Here is a 16,396-nt window from a genome sequence, read left to right as displayed (position 1 = left end):
CACAACACGCACAAAACCGCAGTCTAGAGATTGTATTTTGCCTCTACCAATTTTGCCAATTCCGCAGCATTGTCTAATTCACCACATGCTTCTTTTTTCCAAAGCATATCAATTATCAACAATAAGAATTGTGTTTCCAAATCCGGATTTTCATACCTGAGTTCCTGGAATGCTTTGAGTACAATTGGCTGTACGGGTTTTATAAAAAGTTCATGTTGGGACTTTGAGAAGCTATGATGTGAAAGTCTCTCCTGCAATTTCCAAAACTGTGGGTCATCAGCAACAAGCTTGCTTGGAAATTGAACCATGTTTTTCAAAAAGTCTTTGGCACCTTTATAAGTCATCATTCCTTTATGATGCAAAAGAACTTTCCGATATCCAGATTTAACAATATGTGCCAAAAGCGCATCTTTATTTCCAAAATGTTTAAAGATAAGCGCTTCAGAAACTCCAGCCTTTGCAGCAATCTCCTTGGTAGAGGTATCAAGATAACCTTTACTGGCAAATAGCTGCAAAGCAGTTTGCAATATCTTTTCCTTTCTACTGAGCGTTGTTTCTTTCATTGACTTATGGAGCAAATATATCCATTTTTTTCGAGGGTACTGAAAAAGTCTTCTTAAAAATTTAGAGGTTTCAAAATGCTTGAAAACCATGTGTTAAACCCTTTGAGAATCGAGTATTTGCGACTTAAAAATATAGAAGCATTCAAATAGACAAAAGATAAGGGCTTATGAACATAAAAATTCATAAGCCCTTTTTTAATGGATAGTTTTTCAGTGCCCTCTTTTTTTCTGAATGTCTTTTTTCTGTGGCACTACAATGATAAGTGATTTAGAATACGATTGTTAGAACATCTTGTATCTTTTTTGTGATTATAAAGTTGCTCTCATTTAAAAGCTATATTATTGAAAAAAATTTACCAGCGGCCTAACCATGAAATGCCTTTTGCCATTATTATTGATCATCGTATTTAGTCATTCTATCAGTCAAGCACAGAGCATTGTTTCTGGAAAAGTGCAGGACAAAACTAAAGCCAATCCTTTACAAGATGCCAGCATACAGCTTTTGAACTTAAAAGACTCAACTGTGAGATCTGCAAAGTCCAATGACAAGGGAGCATTTTCCTTTGAGCGAGTAAACCCTGGAAAATATCAGATATCTGGAACTCTCTTGGGGTTCAAAAAGTTTGAGCAACAGCTAGATGTTAATAAAGCAACACAATCTGTTATGGTAGAATTGGAACCGGGGGGAAATAATAATTGAAGAGATTACTATTGCACCGGAACCCAATGTTGCTGTTCGTGGTGATACCCTAGAATTCAATTCCCGGAATTTTGCGACACGTGAATATGCTGACGCAGATGAGATGGTCGCTCAAGTACCCGGAGTAACAATCGATGAAGATGGAAAGGTTTCAGCTCATGGTGAAGAAGTAACTAAAATCATGGTAGATGGCAAAGAATTCTTTAGCACAGACCCCAAAGTTGCTCTCAAGACACTTCCAGCGGATATCATCGATAAATTGCAGATCATCGATGAGAAAAGTGAACAATCAAAGTTCTCAGGATTTGATGATGGGAAGAGGTCAAAAGTGATCAATATTGTAACTAAACCTGATAAGAAAAAGGGCCTGTTTGGAAAATTTAATGCTGGCAAAGGAGATGAGGATAAATTCAGCTTAAATACTGGAGTGAATGCTTTCCGAGGTGATGAAAAGGTTTCCATCAACATAATGGCAAACAACATCAATGAAACTGACTTTTCAGAACAAGGTAGAGGTGGGTTCAGGAGAGGAAACAACAATACAGATAGAGGTCTTTCTGACACCTATGCTGCTGCTGCAAATTACACCAACACCTTCTTGGACAAAAAATTGGAAGTAAATGGAAATTATAGGTTCCGTAGCAGCAATACCATTACCAATACGCTTTCCGACGTTGAATATACAACAGGAACTCGGGCAAACCAATTTCAAAAACAACAACAAGAAGGGGAAAACGGAAATTCAGAACATAATCTTCGAGGTAGACTGAAATGGGATATCGACAGCATGAACAGACTGGATATTAATCCGAACTTATCTTATACAAACCGAGAGATTTTCAATTCATCGGTTAGTAATATGATGAAAGCAGGTTCGGAACCGCTGAATAATTCTGATCGAAAATTCAACAATAACAACAGTAATTTCAGTTTTGGAGGCTCATTGACTTATATGCACAGATTCAGGAAATCTGGCCAAACAATATCGTTGAACCTTGACGGGAATAAGAGCAGCAATGAGGCCTTGGGCAGGACATTAGCATTTAATCAATACTACAAAGATGCTATGCTCGACCGAATTGACACCAACAATAGGGAAAGCACAACCAATGGATATGGCAGTGGTTATAACGGAAGGCTCTCATACACCTATAATTTATCTAAGATTTCAAGGTTTCAGGCAAATTATGGTTTTCGAAACACCAGCAACTACTCCGATAGGAAAACCATGGAGTTCTTGGCAGAAACTGGGCAATTCGATGAATTAAACGAAAGGTTATCTAATGAGTTCCGAAATGATTTCAATCATCATAGTGCAGGTATATCATATGCTTACAACAAACAAGACACTTTCAGATTTCAAATCGGAATCAATTATGAAAGAGGGATAAGAACTAATGACCGAACTTTTCCTATAGATCTAAAGACCACAGCGGACTTTGGTGCTTTTCTACCAGAAATGACAGTGGTCTATTTCTTCACTAAAGAGCGGAACTTAGAATTCAACTACAACAAACAAACCAATACCCCGTCCATTGAACAGCTTCAGGATTATATTGATAATTCCAATGAACTTTTCCTCCGAAACGGTAATCCAAACCTAAATCAAGAACAATCGCACCGATTAAGGTTTCAATATCGCGATGTGAATAGAAAAAACGGCCGAAGCTTTACAAGCAACATAAACTTTGATTATATCAACGATAAAATCATTATGAATACGATGACCACAGACAGCACAATAACGCTGTTTGATGATATTATATTAGGTGCAGGAGGTCAATATGCGGTACCAGAAAACATAAATGGTGTATTTCAATTAAGAGCCAACAATAATTATGGATTGCCATTAAAGAAGCTAGGGTTCAATCTGAATTTAAACAATAACTTATTTTACAATAGAAATTATGCCATCCTCAACAAAGAATTGATGCCCAACCATAGCTATGGCTTCAGTCAACATGTTGGGATATACACCAATTTTAGTAAAAAGATCATCATTGGCTTTAACTATAACCTGAACATGAATTTCACCAACAACCCTATGAGTGAAATCTCACATTATCAGATAACAAATCATAGGGTCAGCAATACTTTTATTTTAGAGTTCTTTAAGAATATGACGATGAGCTACAATTATTCTTACCTGTACAATGGTGGAGTAATGGGTGCAGAAGGAATTTCTACCAACCTATTAAATGCTTCCATTGGCTACAAAGTATTTAAAAAGAAAAATGCCGAGATATCACTAAAAGCATTCGATTTATTCAATAATGCGAAAAACATAAATAGAAGAGTATCTGAAATTTCTATCTCAAATATCACCTCTAATACGCTAACAAGATATTTTCTGTTGAGTGTAAGCTATAATTTAAGGAATTTCGGAGGGAGAGGTTCTCGAGAAGATTAACAATAAAATTATTCGTCGAGCAATGAATGTTCATTATCCAATGCTGTGACTTTATTTTGAAATCCTGTCCACGTTTTAGTGTGAATGGGGTTTTTATACAATTGATCTTCAGAATTCAATCTATTTATTTTCTGTAACAGGTATTTTTTCCGGTCTGCAGGTGCTGGGTGGGAAGATATCCAGCTTACATCACCATCAGAAGTTAAATATACATCAAACAATTCCATCACTTGAGCTATACTATTGGGATTTATTTTAGCTTGTTCAAGATAATCAACAGCCAGTTCATCAGCTTCCTTTTCTAATTTTCTTGAATATGCTTGGCCAGTAACAAAATTGGTAATTTCTCCGGTTCCAGAGCCAGATAGTAACAAATCCAAGCCAAAATTAGTTATCAATGCCCTCATCACATGATTTTTTTCACAATGAGCAATTTCATGCGCCAGAATTGCAGATAGATAATTTGAACTATCCAAAAAATTGATCAAACCAGTAGTTACAATAATTTTGTCATCCGGTAAAGCAAAAGCATTGACCTCCTCACTTTTTATGAGGTATAAATCGTAATTTTTATCTGAAATATAATTTTCCTTTAAAATAGGTTTGAATATCGAGTCTAAAGTAGAATTCAGTTGCTCATCATCAATAACCTCATAAGTCTCTTTTACATGATCTAGCACCAATTTCCCTAGTTTTGCTTCAAGACGATCGTGATTCTTTTCGAATTCAAACACAGCTTTCCAATCCACCTGCATTAAAAGGAAATAAAAAATGGATATCCCACAAATTAAAAGGAGTAATTTTCCAAAAATCTTCATTTCTCAATGATTTTATCAGTTAAATCCGAAAAGAAGAACCAACGAACATGAATCCCTTTTCTGGTTTGAATTGAGGTGTAAATTGTTGAAATAATCTCGATAGTATTTAAAACTAACACCAAGATTATATAAGATATATAATAATTGGTTACTTCTTTATGGTTAAAAATAATAGATATAGTCCACCAAAAAGCAGCAGAATTAAAGAAGAAAATTGCGAATTGTGAAATTAACGCTTGAGTACAATGCCATTTAACAAATTTAGGTCTCTTTCTATTTCCCAAATAAAAAATTATGGTTGCAATAAGGTTAAATATGGGTAGTGGCAAGCCAACGAATAATGCAAATAAAGACATCAAATAGCTGTTTGATGCATATTCACGCTCATCTTCAGAAATTTCTTTTGGATTGAAGTTTATAGCCCCTTGGATATGTTCCATGCCCAGTTTATAATAACCAATATAATTAATACAGCACTTACTACTTTATGTTTCTGCAAGTACAATTCTATTTTCCAATAGGTCTTGTAATAATAATCTTTTTTTGTTGATAAGTCTAGTATCAATAAAATCAGAACACCTATTAAAATCGCCACAGAAATGATCCCGAATGGGTTAATCATGAATGCTTCGCCGATATGTCCATGCATTAATGCTTGAATAGACCTTGTGGTTCCACAAGATGGGCAAGGATAACCACTCACTAATTTTACAGGACAAACTGTTATTTCTGCCCAACTGATATAATCAATCAATAGCCATAGAATGGCAAAGAAACAAACTATCCCTGTTATCAAATACAGTCTGTTTCTTTGATTGACCACAACTAATAACTTAGTGCAGTTACTAATTTTTCAAAATTCTTGGATTTAGTAGCCCCCATAATTAAGAACCAATCGATGATTGTCCAAATCCCGAAACCACCACAGGTCAACAGTTTGGCAATTCCAAGGCCTGTATCACCAATCATAAACCGATCAATTCCAAAAGTCCCACCTAACAATGAAACAATCAAAACTGTTGTTGGGTCTTTATACTGTTGTATCTGAACATTCGTCAGCTTGCTGTCGTCAACTTTTGTCAACAAATCCTTGATTTCCATCAATTGATAAGATTCAAAAAACTTGTTGTTAGTGATTAAGAACATGTCAACTTTTTGACTATCCATTTTTCATATTTATTTAGTGGTGTAAAAAAAATCCATTTACCTATTTGAAAGATAAATGGATTTTTTGAAATATTTTAATAAACAATTAATTTTTAATCAACTTTTTATGTTTTCTTTTTGAGATTTTCTCGATGTTAACCGGTTGAGGTACTTTTACATAATATCCAGTACCATCATATTCACGCTTCCTAGGATGTGTTTGGCATTCATTGGAACAGCAACCATCCAATTCCCATCCACATTCATCACATTGGGTGAAGTGTTCATTACATTCCGGATTTGCGCAGTTAATCATTTTCTGTGTAACTTTCCCACAGGTTCTACATGTTGATACGATCGATGGGTTTACAGAATTCACTGGAACTGTAACACGGTTGTCGAAAACATAACATTCTCCTTCAAAATCCTCACCACCAGCTTCCTTACCATATTTAATTATTCCGCCATGTAATTGATAAACATCTTCAAAACCTTCTTTTAACAATAAGGCTGACGCTTTTTCACATTTAATTCCTCCAGTACAGTAAGTTAATATCTTCTTGCCTTTTAAATGTTCAAGTTCTTTAACTTTCTCAGGGAATTCGCGGAAATTCTCAATATCCAATGTTACGGCATTTTTAAATCGCCCCACATTATGCTCATAGTTTGAACGAACGTCAAGAATAACAACATCTTCCTGATCCTTCATAGCCAAAAATTCCTTAGGCTCAAGATGTACACCAGTTTGTTTATTAGGATCTATTTCTGATGGATTACGCAACCCTGAATGCACAATTTCTTCCTTATAACGGCAGTGCATTTTTATAAACGAGAGCTCCTCGACATCATCGATTTTAAATTCTGTCTTTGCGAACCTTGGATCTGCATGTACATGCTCCATATAAGATTTAACAGCAACAGGAGTTCCAGAGACAGTTCCGTTTAGACCTTCATCGGCTACGATAATACGTCCGACAAGTCCAAGTGATTTACAAAAGTCTAAGTGATCTTCAGCGAATTTTTCCGCGTTCTCGATAGGGCTGTAACAATAGTACAGCAATGTTTGATATTGTGCCATATATTCATTGATACCGCTGCAAACGGCGTTTAATGTTTAAAATTATGATGCAAAGATAAAAAAAATTGAACAATCAAAAATTGACATTCATCACTTTTTGATCAAAGGAGTCAATAAATAGGTCAGGCCATTGAGCTTAATTTCATATAAAGTCTCCAACATAACCCCCATTTTACCGGGTGGAAAACCTTTTTGTTTGAACCAGGCTAAATAAGCTTCTGGTAAATGAACCATTAAATATCCCTGATATTTTCCGAATGGCATTTTTTGTGTTTGCCAATTCAACCAAGAGATTAGGGTCGAAAAATTAGTCTCTTGTTTTGCCATTCCTCAGTCTATGTAACAATAAGCGGCCAGCAATGACAGCATGGTTAATCAAGTTAGGAACAAAGCCGTAATACTTTTTGAAAATTTCATACCTTTCTTTTAAGCTCTGTTTATGCCTTTGTTGAGACATGCCTCCAACCAAATATTTAGCAACATAGTCTTTAACATTGACTATTTTTTCTGCTTTTTTTGTCGCCCTGATAACCCAATCAATATCCGAACTCAATTTATATTGCAAATCGTAAGGTGTGGTCAGGCTTCTTTTGATATAGATAGCTTGGTGACATACATTCATCCATATTTGAAAGATTGCCAATCAAAGTGCTCGGGCGTTTTATGCCTTCGATCTCCCAAAATTTCACGGTCTTCATTGATTAACTTTGTCTCTCCATAGTAAATATCAGCGTTATCTTCATTTCCAAAGACCTTCTCTAAAGTATTTGAGGAATATAGCTCATCGCCAGAATTCAAGAACAGCACATAATCACCAGTTGCCATGGACAAGCCTTTTGTTCATCGCATCATAAATTCCGTTGTCCTTCTCAGAAACCAATTTGCTAATGGTGTCTTTATACTGTTCAATGACCTCCAAAGTCCCATCATTTGACTTACCATCCACCACAATATATTCAATGTTGGGATAAGTCTGCTGATCTACCGATGAAAGCGTATAGCCAATATCTCGAACGTTATTGTAGACAATGGTAATAATAGAAACTTTAGGATAAGCCATGCTTATGGGTATTATTAATATGAGTTAACCCTACAAAAATAAGGAAATGAAAAATAACAAAAGAAGAAATCAAAACGCATAAAATGTAAAAAGGTCTTAAATTTTTGGATGAGACCATTCAGCTATTTAAAATTAATTGTACTTTAACTGCTGAATATTAACAATTGTATAAACTTAAGCCGAATGTCAAAACTAAAGCAGGCGATTTTAAAAAACTTCCCGATTCATAAATTCTTTCATGCTCGATCTTTTTCTCAAGAAGGGGAAGATATGGTAATCCGCGGCTTCTATGAAGGGAGAAAAAATTATAAGGGCTTTTTTGTAGATGTTGGTGCACACCATCCTTACCGCTTTTCCAATACGATGTATTTCTATAAAAAAGGGTGGCGAGGAATAAATATTGAACCTTCTCCCGAAGCCATGAAATGGTTCAAATGGTTCCGCAGCAAGGACATAAACTTGAATATAGGTATTAGTGAAAGCCCTCAGGAATTGACTTATTATTGTTTTAATGAGCCCGCACTCAATGGATTTTCAAAGGAGGTTTCAGAAAAAAGAGATGGGTTAAATTCCAAATATCATCTTGTTAAAACCATCCCAGTTCCAACCCTTCCACTAAAAGATGTACTCCATAAATATGTTCCCAAAGGAAAGAAAATAGATTTTCTATCGGTTGATGCCGAAGGTTTTGATCTTATTGTTTTAAACAGCAATGATTGGGAAACTTATAGACCAACATTTGTGTTGGTTGAAGAAGAGCTTGCTATTGCTGAATTAGAAAAATCTGAGGTCTATCAACTGATGTTACAGAAAAAGTATGCACTTGTGGCTAAGACCAAAAGAACATTATTCTTTAAGAATCTAGAGAAAAACTAATGTTTCACCTTACGCATTCTGCGTTCTAACAATTTCTTTTCAAGGAATTTGGCCAATCTTTCAAAAAAGGTGCCTTTTCTATTCTTGTAGAAATGTTTGATGGCATCATAAGCCAATGGATCTTCTTCAATGATGACAGGAAACTTACGGACAGGTTTTTTGGACAATTCTACTCGATAAACTTTATCCACATCAGAATGAGTACCGGAGCCGTCTGTCCCTGTATTCTGGATAAAAGAATATCTAGGGTATAATGCCAATCCGCCTTGATTATAAACAGAAAGGTTCCACCGAATGGCCCAAGAATTTATCTTTCCAGCTTTAAATTGTTTGACTTGTTTCCAAAAATTTTCCGAACCGTCAACACTGAATGCCTTCTTGTCTTTTCTGGTGAATCCTTTTGTCAATTCTTCTATATCAGGGTTGAAATGCTTCCATGCTCTATCCCATGTTGCCCAGCCCCAACTATTTGCTACCCTGAAGAAAAATGATTGCGGCAATTTTTTAGGCTTTTCTACAGGATACATATAACCAGAAATTTCCATCACTTTTTCTTGGTCTTCATATTGGTTCAAGGCATCATTGAAATATTGAAGAGCATAAACAGAAGTCTCAAGGTCATCTTCCAACACAATAATTCGTCCGTGCTTTTGAACAACCTGTGTTACTCCTTCAATAATACTGTTAGCAAGACCTTTATTTTGAGATCGTTCTATGATAAAAATATGTTTGAATTTCCAAGGTTCACGGATAATGGAACGAACTTGATTCACTGCATCAACATCTTGAGCCGTCTTTGCACCGTCTGAAAAAATATAAATCTCAGAATCCTCCGCCAACGTATTGGCTTCTAATGCTGCTAAGGTTTTCCTAGTATGTGTGGGTCTATTATAAACAAATAATGCGATCGGTGCTAACATGAAAAAAGCAAAATCAAAGTATTATAAATCAAATATATGAGTAAATCTTGTAAAGCATTAAGTATAATGCTTTTTTCTTATGCTGTACAAGAATCTTTCCTAAATTTGTTGATTAATCAAATTCATGAGCGAAAACACGAAAAACATCACCATCAAAGGACTATTCTGGAATGCCCTAGATAGGTTTGGAAACCAAGCTATCGTTACGATAGTAGGTATTATCACCGCTAGGATATTGATGCCGGAGGATTTTGGTGTTGTGGCAGTCCTTATGATCTTTTCGATTATTGCTACCGCATTTGTCGACAGTGGGTTAGCAACATCCCTGGTAAGGTCTAAAGTCGTTGAAGAAAAAGATTATTCTACAATGTTTGTTTTCAACCTCGCCATCAGTGTTGTCCTTTATTTCATCCTATTTTTTTCGGCACCATTAATAGAAAAATACAATGAAATTGAAGGCCTTACACTCTATTCTAGGATATTATTTCTTCAGATCATAGTGCATTCTTTTGGAATTGTTCAATATGTAAAAATCCTCAAGAAGTTCCAGTTTCAGCTCACCGCGAGAGTCAATGTACTATCCATCTTATTTGCTGGAATATTGGTGATAGCAATAGCTTTAATGGGTTATGGTGTATGGGCATTATTGCTTCAGCCCGTATTTTATTCATTATTTAGGACAATTATGCTCTGGATGTGGGGCGATTGGAAGTTTAATCTCACATTTAGCCCTGATTCTTTAAAAAATCATTTTTCATTCTCCTTGTCATTTATGGTTTCCAATATGTTAGGAAAGGTTCTTTCTCCATTCTATTCCTTTTTCATTGGAAAACACTATAGCTTGGATGACACTGGATATTATTTCACTGGCAATAAATGGGGCGAAACTCCTGGTCAAACCATTACAGCAATTATTCAAGGAACGACACTTTCAACGCTTACTCCCATTCAGGACGATAAACCCAGATTTCTAAATGCTTCAAGAAAAACCATGTCTTCATTGGCTTTTATCTTGGTACCTATTAGTTTTTTGGCAATCTGTGTTGCTAAACCTGGTTTTATTTTCTTCCTTACAGATACATGGATCCCATCTGTAGTTTTGTTTCAGATCTTATGTTTCGCAGGAATATTCACATCCATTACTGACTTGAATGTTAATTTTCTGAATATAAAAGGAAGATCAAAATTCTTCCTTTCCCTTGAAATCATTAAAGTCACATCCGCATTACTATTGCTCTATTTTACCATTGAACATGGCTTAACCACGATTGCTGTGGGTTTATTAACTGTACGCATCCTTTGTTATATCATTGCTGGCATAATGAGTGGAAAAGTATATGGTTATAACCTTTTGCTTCAGATTAAAGATTTACTGCCTTCAGTGATTATTTCTGCCATAGCCGCTGCTGTTGCTTACTTACCCTTATATTACAACCTATTGCAACATAATTTAGCTTTAGTCATCGTACAAAGCATTATCTTCGCAATAATATATATTGGCATCAACCATATAATGAAAAATCATATATGGATGGAAATATTGAGTTTATTAAAAAAGAAATTAGTTAAAAAGTCTTAATGGAAGTTGCAAAAGGAAATTGGGTAGGATATCAAACTTTATTTTACAATTTAAAAAATGGAAAATACAGCCATGATATCAATGAGGTTATAGATTATTCTGATCTAGAAATAGATCTGGAAGGATTGGCCGCCTACTTAGATTTTGGCTATAGTGTTTTTGGGCATACTCCAGTAAAAGATGTGCATTATCTTCTACCGAATCAGGTTTTAAATTTCCAGAACGGCATGCTTTCAGTTCAGGAAACTGATGACAAAACTCTTAATTTATTGGGAAGAACAACCCAGGAAGACGATGTTCTTGACAAGATCAGTTCTGCCATCAACCAATGGGCTGATGGTTTCAATGATGATATTTTAATCCCAACAAGTGGAGGTTTCGACTCCCGTTTGATGAATGTTTTATTGAAGGATAAGCGTAGAATTCATGCCTACACCTATGGTACATCCTTAAATCAAGATGAATCTCGCGAATCGGTATATGCAGGTCTGCTATCTAAGCGCTTGGGTACGCAATGGAAACGCATTCCTTTAGGGAAGTTCAATGTTTACATGGATCAGTGGTATGATCAGTTTGGGCCAGCTGTTGCTGCTTCTGGCACCTATCACATGGAATTTTATAACAAGATCAAACAATTAGAAGGTGGAAACCCAATGCATTTATTGAGTGGTATCATTGGTGATGCTTGGGCTGGAGCTGTAAAAGTTCCAATGATAGACAGTGCTGCCTCCTATCGTACCTTGGGATACACCCATGGCATGAGTGCCGATTCAAAACTAGCCATGAATGTGAATTATATTGGCATCGTTGAGCCCATCTATGATAGACAGAAAGATTATCTGAAATCATCTGAATATCGAATAATCACGGCTATGAGGACAAAAATGATGATGTTACAATATCTAATTTCCGTCCCAGCAAAATTAGGCTACCCCGGATATTCTCCATTTGTAGATGAAGATATTTCCATTTCTATGCTAAACCTCCCTGCAGATCGCAGAGAAAACAGAGCTTGGCAAAGAGATTTCTTCAAAAAACAAAAACCTGCTTTTCGAAGAGGAAAAACATAAGTACACTTACCAAAACACATTGAACTACTACGCTCTTTTGAATGAATCTTTAGTGCCATTAGACACAGATGTGTTGAAAGAAGTCTTTAATACCGAGTATTTAAACTGGATAAACTCCAAGATTCAACATATAGGCAGAAAAGAACGTCTTTTCCAAACCTTGATGCATACTCCAAAAGTGAAAGGAGTTCTCAAACTTCTTGGTGCCAAGAACGACCTTTTGGAAGCTTATTTTGCTTATATTACCATTAGACCAATCGAAACTTTATTGTTAAGAAGAAATGCAAGCATCAAAAAAGCATAAATTCATCTTTGTTGGAGATGTGGTTTGCGAGAAAAAACCGCACTTTTCTGAGGAATTGCAGAACCTTTTCCGTTCTGCAGAAATTAGGTCTTGCAATTTTGAAGCTCCAATAGCGGGTTTTGGAAAACCAATCGACAAAACCGGGCCCCTTGTTTCCCAGAATTCAGAAGCACCCCAATGGATCCAGGAATTGGGATTCAATTGCTTCTCTTTAGCCAATAATCATATCAATGATTATGGTAAAGAGGCACTATTGAAAACAATGGACCAATTTCCAAAGGATGAAATATTAGGTGTAGGAAATGAAAAGGATGCCTATAGCTTGAATACAAAAACAATCGATGGTGTGAGTTATGGATTCTTAGCCTATGGTGAAAATGGTTATGGTGCCTTGAATGGTGACCGAGAATTTGGGCATGCCTGGGTAAATGCAAAAAGAGTAAACAACGATATACAAGAATTCAAAAAACAGGTAGATATCCTAATCGTTCAAATTCATGCTGGAGTTGAATTATTGGATGTTCCTATTCCAGAATGGAAAGAAAGGTATCACGAGCTGATAGATTTGGGAGCTGATGTTATCATTGCTCACCACCCGCACGTTGTCCAAGGCATAGAAGAATATAAAGGCAAATTCATCGCATACAGCTTAGGAAATTTCTATTTTGATTATCCCTCAAATCATCCTCAATGGAATACTGGCGGGCTATTGGAAATTATATTTGAAGAAAAGAAATTATCAGCATTTAAGTTCCGTCTTGTTGAGAAAAAAGGCCAATCTGTAGAGTTAAAAGATGAAACAAGTTCCAATAACTTCATAAATCCTCTCTCTGAAAGATTAAAAGGCAAGGATTATGAAGAATATGTCAATATAAAAGCGGTAGTGGATTGGGAAAATCATCATGCCTCTTATTATGCGAAACCATTTAACGGACTAGCGGATTACAGCTTAGGCAAACTGTTGAAACATGTTAAGAGGTCTATCTTCAATCGTGAGGTCAATCATAACTTAATTTGGCACAATCTATTTATAGAAAGCAACAAATGGCTCGTAGAAAGAGCCATTCGCATAAAAACTTTTGGTAAAAACAGATCTTAGATAACGGTAATCTGTTTACTGAACTCTTCTAAACTTGGATGTTTAGGGTTTAAATCTGTTATCAGGTAAGTAATATCTTTTAATTGACAAACCCTAAGTTTTTGATTAGAATTCAATTTCTCAACAATACTCAACACTCCTAATTTCTGTGAAGATTTTATCATTGCCTTTTTTATCTGCACGACTTCCCAATCTGAATCAGTTACACCTTCTTCGACCGATAGGCTATTTGTCCCTAATAGACATAGATCCACTTTAATATCTGACAGTTCATTGATAACTTGGGACCCAGATACTACATTGGTATTTCTGGAGAGTTTCCCTCCTAACAAGAACACTTCTAAATTTTCTTTCTCAGCTAATTCCAAAGCAACCAATGGGCTAATGGTAAAGAACGTACATTGAATATCTTTTGGAACCAATCTAGCCAATTCAATCATACTGGTACCACCCCCCACAAGAATGGTCATACCACTTTGAATCAAAGAAATAGCTTTGGATGCAATTTCCTTCTTCGCTTCCTTAGCATATACATTTCCTTCCTGAAATGGATATTGGAAAGATTTTGATAATGCACCACCATATACCTTAAGTACCTTTCCACTTTCTGCCAACTCATTCAAATCACGACGGATAGTGTCCTCTGAAACATTTAATTGAACACTCAGATCAGAAGATAATACTTTATTGTGTATGTTGATTTGGTGTATAATATATGCTTGCCTTTCTTCTTTTAACATAGTTTAAACTGAATTTTGTATTTAAAAATATAAAAATAATGGGGGTTTCACACTATTTCTATTCTTCTTTGTCGTTTTGGTCTGGAGATTTTTTTGCCGCAAATCTTGGCTTAAAACCAACAGGTTTGGATGTTGTTGGGGTAGATGGTTCTTTAGGTTGTGCAGTATTCTGCTCCGAATGAGTGTCCGGAATATCTTGGGTAGTATTTGTTTTTGTTACACCTGCTTTAAACCGAGGTTTAAAACCAGCAGGTTTTGAAACAGGCGTATCGATATTTTCTTTAGTATCTTTTAACTCTATTTTTTCTTCTGAAGATTTTTCTTCATTTACTTTTTCTTCTTCGACTTTTTTTGAAAGGTTACTTACCTTAAATCTTGGGGTAAAGCCTTTTGGTTTTGCAGCAGGCTCAGTTTTTTCTGTCTGTGTATCTGAGGTTGACTCAGGTTGGCTAGAAGATGGGTTATCCTCTTGTTCTTTTTCCTCTTCTACTTTTTTCGGAAGGTTGCTTGCTTTAAACCGTGGAGTAAAACCCTTTGGTTTTGTAGCAGGTTCAGTCTTTTCTGTCTGTGCATCTGAGGTTGCCTCAGGCTGGCTAGAAGATGGAATATCCTCTTCGACTTTTTTTGGAAGGTTGCTTGCCTTAAATCGTGGGGTAAAGCCTTTTGGTTTTGCAGCAGGCTCAGCTTTTTCTGTCTGTGCATCTGAGGTTGACTCAGACTGGCTAGAAGATGGTTTTTCTTCCTCTACTTTTTTCGGAAGGTTTCCTGCCTTAAATCGTGGGGTAAAGCCTTTTGGTTTTGCAGCAGGCTCAGCTTTTTCTGTCTGTGGATCTGAGGTTGCCTCTGGCTGGCTAGTTGTTGCTTTATCCTCTTGTTCTTTTGTTTCTTCAGTTTTTTTAGGTATACCTGCTGCTTTAAATCTTGGAGTAAAACCCTTTGCCTTTACAGGAGTCTCCTGTTTATCTGTAGAGGCACTATCGCGAACTACTCTCGCTTCTTTTTTCGTAACGTCAGCTTGGCTATCAGTTTTTTTAGATTCAGAAATTTCAATTTCTTGCAATAAATAATCTTTTCGCAGTCTATTGAACCAAAACTTTTTGCTGTGGTCGAAACTCTTTTCACCCATTAAAGCATAGTCTCTATCAAATTCTTGATATAGGTCAGGTCTTCCGATCTGCAAAGCTTTGAGGTCGATTTTCTTTTTCGTGAAGAATTCCGTGAACGATAGCATATACAAATGTATACATTTAGACATAAAAAAAGAGGGCAAAGCCCTCTCGTTTAATATTTATAAGCATTTAATGCATTATTCCATATTGTGGTAAACTGCTTGAACATCGTCGTCTTCCTCGATTTTGTCGATCATTTTGAGGACATCTGCTGCTTGTTCTTCAGAAAGAGCAGTATGTGAAAGGGAGATGCGCTCAAGTTTGGCAGAGGAAACTTCAATTCCTTTTTCCTCCAGTAAACGTTGCATATTCCCGAAGTCCTCAAAAGAGGTTTGAACAACTACGATATCGTTTCCTTCTTCATCAGCTTCTACGTATAACTCTTCCAATCCACCATCGATCAATTCCAACTCTAGTTCTTCCACGTCAAGTTCATCATTTGCAGGGAAGCGGAAAATAGATTTTCTTTGGAAAATAAAATCCAGGGATCCAGTTTTTCCTAGGGAACCACCGGCTTTTTGTAAAATAGCTTCTGATATTCCCTACGGTTCTGTTGGTATTGTCAGTTGCTGTTTCAATCAATACAGGCACACCATGCGGGCCGTATCCTTCATACACATATTCTTCGTAACCTTTGGAATCCTTTTCAGAAGCTCTTTTGATTGCTGCTTCTACACGGTCCTTCGGCATGTTTACAGCTTTGGCGTTTTGTACTGCGGTACGCAAGCGCGAGTTATTCTCCGGGTGAGGACCGCCTTCTTTTACTGCCATTGCAATTTCTTTTCCAAGACGCGTAAATTGAACGGCCATTTTGGCCCAGCGTTTAAATTTTCTTTCTTTTCTGAATTCGAAAGCTCTACCCAT

20 protein-coding genes and 1 pseudogene are annotated in these 16,396 nt (G+C 36.2%); 7 read left to right on the top strand and 14 right to left on the bottom strand.

Annotated elements, in window-relative coordinates; translation table 11 throughout:
• Positions 1-23 precede the first annotated feature (23 nt).
• Complete coding sequence (locus FGL31_RS01475; RefSeq protein ID WP_099369469.1) at positions 24-563, bottom strand: TetR/AcrR family transcriptional regulator; 540 nt, start codon at positions 561-563, stop codon at positions 24-26.
• Positions 564-933: 370 nt separating this feature from the next.
• Here FGL31_RS01475 and FGL31_RS01470 point away from each other — a divergent pair, with 370 nt between their 5' ends.
• Complete coding sequence (locus tag FGL31_RS01470; protein ID WP_138089501.1) at positions 934-1,263, top strand: carboxypeptidase-like regulatory domain-containing protein; 330 nt, start codon at positions 934-936, stop codon at positions 1,261-1,263.
• Positions 1,264-1,366: 103 nt separating this feature from the next.
• A complete protein-coding gene (locus tag FGL31_RS01465; RefSeq protein WP_138089500.1) occupies positions 1,367-3,673 on the top strand; it encodes an outer membrane beta-barrel protein in 2,307 nt (768 codons plus the stop codon).
• Between the two features lie 8 nt (positions 3,674-3,681).
• Here FGL31_RS01465 and FGL31_RS01460 read toward each other — a convergent pair whose 3' ends face one another.
• From FGL31_RS01460 to FGL31_RS28660, 9 genes are all read right to left on the bottom strand, one after another.
• Positions 3,682-4,491 carry a M48 family metallopeptidase gene (locus FGL31_RS01460; RefSeq protein WP_138089499.1) on the bottom strand — a complete coding sequence of 270 codons (810 nt, stop codon included), beginning with the start codon at positions 4,489-4,491 and terminating at the stop codon, positions 3,682-3,684.
• Entirely contained in the window at positions 4,488-4,931 is a 444-nt protein-coding gene (locus tag FGL31_RS01455) for a magnetosome magnetite crystal formation protein family (protein ID WP_138089498.1), read from the bottom strand. Before FGL31_RS01455 ends, FGL31_RS01460 begins: the two co-directional genes overlap by 4 nt.
• Entirely contained in the window at positions 4,907-5,287 is a 381-nt protein-coding gene (locus FGL31_RS01450; RefSeq protein WP_232046164.1) for a DUF2752 domain-containing protein, read from the bottom strand. The genes FGL31_RS01455 and FGL31_RS01450 overlap by 25 nt, the downstream gene beginning before the upstream one ends.
• A gap of 29 nt (positions 5,288-5,316) precedes the next feature.
• A complete protein-coding gene (locus FGL31_RS01445) occupies positions 5,317-5,658 on the bottom strand; it encodes a TM2 domain-containing protein (RefSeq protein WP_099369464.1) in 342 nt (113 codons plus the stop codon).
• Between the two features lie 85 nt (positions 5,659-5,743).
• On the bottom strand, positions 5,744-6,715 hold the full coding sequence (gene trhO, locus FGL31_RS01440) for an oxygen-dependent tRNA uridine(34) hydroxylase TrhO (RefSeq protein ID WP_099369463.1): 972 nt from the start codon (positions 6,713-6,715) through the stop codon (positions 5,744-5,746).
• A 90-nt stretch (positions 6,716-6,805) separates the two neighbouring features.
• Positions 6,806-7,042, bottom strand: a complete 237-nt coding sequence (locus FGL31_RS01435) for a DUF3820 family protein (RefSeq protein WP_171017514.1) — start codon at positions 7,040-7,042, stop codon at positions 6,806-6,808.
• Positions 7,023-7,337, bottom strand: coding sequence for a glycosyltransferase family protein (locus tag FGL31_RS28670; protein WP_317130935.1), 315 nt, complete (start codon positions 7,335-7,337; stop codon positions 7,023-7,025). The genes FGL31_RS01435 and FGL31_RS28670 overlap by 20 nt, the downstream gene beginning before the upstream one ends.
• Entirely contained in the window at positions 7,334-7,540 is a 207-nt protein-coding gene (locus FGL31_RS28665) for a glycosyltransferase family protein (protein ID WP_317130934.1), read from the bottom strand. Before FGL31_RS28665 ends, FGL31_RS28670 begins: the two co-directional genes overlap by 4 nt.
• Positions 7,527-7,775: a glycosyltransferase gene (locus FGL31_RS28660; RefSeq protein ID WP_317130933.1), complete on the bottom strand. Its 249-nt coding sequence runs from the start codon at positions 7,773-7,775 to the stop codon at positions 7,527-7,529. The genes FGL31_RS28665 and FGL31_RS28660 overlap by 14 nt, the downstream gene beginning before the upstream one ends.
• A gap of 183 nt (positions 7,776-7,958) precedes the next feature.
• On the opposite strand from FGL31_RS28660, the gene FGL31_RS01425 reads away from it, so the two are divergent.
• The gene (locus FGL31_RS01425) at positions 7,959-8,651 is read left to right on the top strand and encodes an FkbM family methyltransferase (protein WP_099369460.1); all 693 of its coding nucleotides are present in this window, start codon (positions 7,959-7,961) and stop codon (positions 8,649-8,651) included.
• Here the strand turns inward: FGL31_RS01425 and FGL31_RS01420 are convergent.
• Positions 8,648-9,571: a glycosyltransferase gene (locus tag FGL31_RS01420; protein ID WP_099369459.1), complete on the bottom strand. Its 924-nt coding sequence runs from the start codon at positions 9,569-9,571 to the stop codon at positions 8,648-8,650. The two genes, FGL31_RS01425 and FGL31_RS01420, sit on opposite strands and share 4 nt — an antisense overlap.
• 124 nt (positions 9,572-9,695) lie before the next feature.
• Here FGL31_RS01420 and FGL31_RS01415 point away from each other — a divergent pair, with 124 nt between their 5' ends.
• From FGL31_RS01415 to FGL31_RS01400, 4 genes are read left to right on the top strand one after another with little or no spacing between them, the layout of a single operon-like run.
• Entirely contained in the window at positions 9,696-11,150 is a 1,455-nt protein-coding gene (locus tag FGL31_RS01415; RefSeq protein WP_099369458.1) for a lipopolysaccharide biosynthesis protein, read from the top strand.
• A complete protein-coding gene (locus FGL31_RS01410) occupies positions 11,150-12,220 on the top strand; it encodes an asparagine synthetase B family protein (protein ID WP_138089496.1) in 1,071 nt (356 codons plus the stop codon). The genes FGL31_RS01415 and FGL31_RS01410 overlap by 1 nt, the downstream gene beginning before the upstream one ends.
• A gap of 19 nt (positions 12,221-12,239) precedes the next feature.
• On the top strand, positions 12,240-12,524 hold the full coding sequence (locus tag FGL31_RS01405; protein WP_138089495.1) for a hypothetical protein: 285 nt from the start codon (positions 12,240-12,242) through the stop codon (positions 12,522-12,524).
• A complete protein-coding gene (locus FGL31_RS01400) occupies positions 12,502-13,623 on the top strand; it encodes a CapA family protein (protein WP_099369456.1) in 1,122 nt (373 codons plus the stop codon). The genes FGL31_RS01405 and FGL31_RS01400 overlap by 23 nt, the downstream gene beginning before the upstream one ends.
• On the opposite strand, the gene FGL31_RS01395 is transcribed toward FGL31_RS01400, so the two are convergent.
• The 3 genes and pseudogenes from FGL31_RS01395 to FGL31_RS01385 form a co-directional block, all read right to left on the bottom strand.
• Entirely contained in the window at positions 13,620-14,363 is a 744-nt protein-coding gene (locus FGL31_RS01395; protein WP_099369455.1) for a DeoR/GlpR family DNA-binding transcription regulator, read from the bottom strand. The genes FGL31_RS01400 and FGL31_RS01395 overlap by 4 nt on opposite strands.
• A gap of 58 nt (positions 14,364-14,421) precedes the next feature.
• Entirely contained in the window at positions 14,422-15,594 is a 1,173-nt protein-coding gene (locus FGL31_RS01390) for a hypothetical protein (protein WP_138089494.1), read from the bottom strand.
• Positions 15,595-15,669: 75 nt separating this feature from the next.
• Positions 15,670-16,396 (bottom strand): annotated as a pseudogene (locus tag FGL31_RS01385) (YebC/PmpR family DNA-binding transcriptional regulator).

Source organism: Sphingobacterium daejeonense, from assembly GCF_901472535.1.
Lineage (GTDB): Bacteria > Bacteroidota > Bacteroidia > Sphingobacteriales > Sphingobacteriaceae > Sphingobacterium > Sphingobacterium daejeonense.
Note: the sequence above shows the minus strand (reverse complement) of the source record. Positions and strands in the feature narration are given on the sequence as shown.

Coding starts and splice junctions, on each gene's coding strand:
- FGL31_RS01460 (WP_138089499.1), bottom strand. CDS start 4,491: ATGAAGATTTTTGGAAAATTACTCCTTTTAATTTGTGGGATATCCATT.
- FGL31_RS01435 (WP_171017514.1), bottom strand. CDS start 7,042: ATGGCAAAACAAGAGACTAATTTTTCGACCCTAATCTCTTGGTTGAAT.
- FGL31_RS01445 (WP_099369464.1), bottom strand. CDS start 5,658: ATGGATAGTCAAAAAGTTGACATGTTCTTAATCACTAACAACAAGTTT.
- FGL31_RS01425 (WP_099369460.1), top strand. CDS start 7,959: ATGTCAAAACTAAAGCAGGCGATTTTAAAAAACTTCCCGATTCATAAA.
- FGL31_RS28665 (WP_317130934.1), bottom strand. CDS start 7,540: ATGGCAACTGGTGATTATGTGCTGTTCTTGAATTCTGGCGATGAGCTA.
- FGL31_RS28670 (WP_317130935.1), bottom strand. CDS start 7,337: ATGAATGTATGTCACCAAGCTATCTATATCAAAAGAAGCCTGACCACA.
- FGL31_RS01400 (WP_099369456.1), top strand. CDS start 12,502: ATGCAAGCATCAAAAAAGCATAAATTCATCTTTGTTGGAGATGTGGTT.
- FGL31_RS01395 (WP_099369455.1), bottom strand. CDS start 14,363: ATGTTAAAAGAAGAAAGGCAAGCATATATTATACACCAAATCAACATA.
- FGL31_RS01410 (WP_138089496.1), top strand. CDS start 11,150: ATGGAAGTTGCAAAAGGAAATTGGGTAGGATATCAAACTTTATTTTAC.
- FGL31_RS01455 (WP_138089498.1), bottom strand. CDS start 4,931: ATGGAACATATCCAAGGGGCTATAAACTTCAATCCAAAAGAAATTTCT.
- trhO (WP_099369463.1), bottom strand. CDS start 6,715: ATGGCACAATATCAAACATTGCTGTACTATTGTTACAGCCCTATCGAG.
- FGL31_RS01420 (WP_099369459.1), bottom strand. CDS start 9,571: ATGTTAGCACCGATCGCATTATTTGTTTATAATAGACCCACACATACT.
- FGL31_RS01390 (WP_138089494.1), bottom strand. CDS start 15,594: ATGCTATCGTTCACGGAATTCTTCACGAAAAAGAAAATCGACCTCAAA.
- FGL31_RS01465 (WP_138089500.1), top strand. CDS start 1,367: ATGGTCGCTCAAGTACCCGGAGTAACAATCGATGAAGATGGAAAGGTT.
- FGL31_RS01475 (WP_099369469.1), bottom strand. CDS start 563: ATGAAAGAAACAACGCTCAGTAGAAAGGAAAAGATATTGCAAACTGCT.
- FGL31_RS01470 (WP_138089501.1), top strand. CDS start 934: ATGAAATGCCTTTTGCCATTATTATTGATCATCGTATTTAGTCATTCT.
- FGL31_RS01415 (WP_099369458.1), top strand. CDS start 9,696: ATGAGCGAAAACACGAAAAACATCACCATCAAAGGACTATTCTGGAAT.
- FGL31_RS28660 (WP_317130933.1), bottom strand. CDS start 7,775: ATGGCTTATCCTAAAGTTTCTATTATTACCATTGTCTACAATAACGTT.